Annotated in this window: 2 protein-coding genes and 1 pseudogene; 2 read left to right on the forward strand and 1 reads right to left on the reverse strand. The window is 36.7% G+C overall.

The features are described from left to right. Window positions 1-178: 178 nt before the first annotated feature. On the reverse strand, window positions 179-631 hold the full coding sequence (locus tag DRF58_RS17970; protein WP_116037323.1) for a DinB family protein: 453 nt from the start codon (window positions 629-631) through the stop codon (window positions 179-181). Between the two features lie 312 nt (window positions 632-943). On the opposite strand from DRF58_RS17970, the gene DRF58_RS17975 reads away from it, so the two are divergent. Further along, window positions 944-1,273, forward strand: coding sequence for a phage integrase N-terminal SAM-like domain-containing protein (locus tag DRF58_RS17975; RefSeq protein ID WP_262510786.1), 330 nt, complete (start codon window positions 944-946; stop codon window positions 1,271-1,273). Beyond that, window positions 1,239-1,670 (forward strand): annotated as a pseudogene (locus DRF58_RS17980) (transposase); the annotation flags it as partial. The gene DRF58_RS17975 and the pseudogene DRF58_RS17980, both read left to right, overlap by 35 nt. Window positions 1,671-1,904 lie beyond the last annotated feature (234 nt).

A 1,904-nucleotide genomic window follows, 5' to 3' on the forward strand; every position in this document is an offset into this window, starting at 1 on the left:
ATCACCCACAAAAAAAGAGACTCTTCTCAAAGTCTCTTGTATCTCTAAAAATCTTTTGTCGATAAACCCATAGTGTGGGAAAATACCCAACCAAAAGCTCCCGAAGCTTCTGTTCAACAGGGTTTTCATTGTTCGTGCTGCGCACGCAACGAAAACTTAGCTATTATGTGCAGTTTCTTTATTCTTCAATTTTTCTTTTATAAAAAATATAATCTGTGTTAATCGGTTCTATTCCACAATTTTTAATATCAGTTGCAATTTGAGCACGGTGATAAGTCGAATGGTTTATAATATGGAATAAAACATCTTCAATTTTATTTGTAAATTTTTGTCCTTTTGAATTTTGGTATTCAATCACATTTTCAAGACTTTTTTCACGAATTATTTTCAAAGTTTTTGTATAATTTTCATAATTTATGTCCGAGATGTTATTCCAATCGTTAATTTGCCAAACCCCAAATTCAGTTTCATTTTCAATTCTAGCGTTCCATATTTGTTGAGCGTTCATTAGATGATTTATAAGTTCCAATGATTTTTCAGGAACTTCTTGAAAATTTTCCGTCAAAAACTCAATCCATTTTTTATTAAAATGATAGTTATACTCAAATAATTCGTTTAATTTTTCCTTCATTTGGACGCTGTTTCGGTGAAATTGCACATAACGTTTCGGGGCTTGGCGATGGCGGGCAAATCGAAGCCGAAACTTTCAACTAAAATACAAATTTTAATCGAAGCACAAAACGTGAATTTTTGACGTTCCGCCCGCTATTGCCAAACCCTTGTTGAACTAAACCTTCGGTAGCCCCGTCTGCATATTTTTGATTACTTTGTAAAACTAATTAAAAATCAATAGAATGGCAACAAAAAAAAGAGTTTAGAAGAGCTCAGAGAAAACAAGATCATCAATCAGGCAAAGCGCGAAGTTCCGGGATTTGCGGAGCTTTTGCAAAGGTTTGAACGTACGGTTTCGGTGTTGGGAAGAAGCCAAAGTACGTTTCAAAATTACTCCAGACACGTCGCTGCGGTGTCGCTGCATTTCGGAAAAATTCCTACAGAGCTCGATTCAGATCAAATTCATGATTACCTTTTTTACCTTCAGAAAAAATCTAAATCGCCTTCGCAATCGTATTTTAAACATACCGTTTACGGACTTCGGTTTCTGTTGAAATCGGAAGGATTGAGCTATGATTTTTTGAGTCTTCCGGAAATTAAAAGAGAGAAAAAACTGCCTGTAATGTTCAGTAAACAGGAGGTTTGGCAGATACACGCATAAAATCGCTATCAGCAACCAGAGATTCAGAAAAATTGACGCGGAAACGGTAACTTTTTCTTACAAAGATTACCGCCAAAAAGGCATCAAAAAGCAGATGGTTTTGAGCCACGAGGAGTTTATCCGCCGTTTTGTGATGCATATTTTGCCCAAAAGATTTGTGAAAATCCGTCATTATGGTTTTTTGAGCAGCACTTGGAAGCGTATCAAGCTTAAAAATCTACAACAAAAATTAGGCATCCAGCCTAAAGAAAAGCTTCCGCCAAAAGTTTTTCAGCCGAAATGTAGTTGTTGTAAAGTTGGAAATTTGGTAACGATTGCCACGTTCGATCTTCGAGGTCCGCCAAGTTGGTTTTTGGAGATGAGCCGAAATTTACCTGCTCCTAAATCTGCATTTTAGCGGATTTGGGTAAGGGATATGTCTAAACGTGAAAGAAAACACAATAAAACCAAGAAAAAACCACCAAAATCGCCCACAAAAAAAGAGACTCTTCTCAAAGTCTCCTGTATCTCTAAAAATCTTTTGTCGATAAACCCATAGTGTGGGAAAATACCCAGCAAAAAGCTCCCGAAGCTTCCGTTCAACAGGGTTTTCATTGTTCGTGCTTCGCACGCAACGAAAACTTAGCTATTA

The organism is Epilithonimonas hispanica (assembly GCF_003385395.1).
Taxonomy (GTDB): Bacteria; Bacteroidota; Bacteroidia; order Flavobacteriales; family Weeksellaceae; genus Epilithonimonas; species Epilithonimonas hispanica.